The organism is Iodobacter arcticus (assembly GCF_042664895.1).
Lineage (GTDB): Bacteria > Pseudomonadota > Gammaproteobacteria > Burkholderiales > Chitinibacteraceae > Iodobacter > Iodobacter arcticus.
The window spans coordinates 1-512 of sequence record NZ_JBHTBQ010000045.1 but is presented as its reverse complement, the minus strand read 5'-3'; the positions used below and the strand labels follow the sequence as shown (position 1 = coordinate 512).

The 512-nt window shown below is 40.4% G+C and carries 1 rRNA gene; it reads left to right on the top strand.

Annotated features, from left to right (window positions below):
- Positions 1–50, top strand: a 16S ribosomal RNA gene (locus ACFQNF_RS19955); the annotation flags it as partial.
- Positions 51–512 lie beyond the last annotated feature (462 nt).

The window sequence follows — 512 nt, the reverse complement described above, 5'->3', positions numbered from 1 at the left end:
AGTCGTAACAAGGTAGCCGTAGGGGAACCTGCGGCTGGATCACCTCCTTTCAAGAGAAAAGTCTTTTGGATTGAGTACTCACACTCATCGACTGTAGATTAAAGACACGTAGGTTGGGTTAGCAGTTTTATCGCGTAACCCAACACGCGCTGTCAGAAGTTAGAATTGAAATGACTCAAGAACGAGTTGTTTGAATTCTGATTTCTAAAATCGGATTGATTGCAAAATCAAACCAATTGATCTTTAAAAAAATAGAAGAAGTAATACTCAAATTTAGAAATAAATAAGGGTAGATTGTATCAAAATCGATTGTTCGAAGTCAGAACTGAATGATCGATGTCGCAAACAAAGCGAAATCAGATACTTTAAAGATGTGAATCGCTTTGCTCGTCTTCATTGACGAATAGAGTGCAACACGTGTTTGAGGTTATAGGATCAAGCGACTAAGTGCATCTGGTGGATGCCTTGGCGATGATAGGCGAAGAAGGACGCGTTAGCCTGCGAAAAGCACG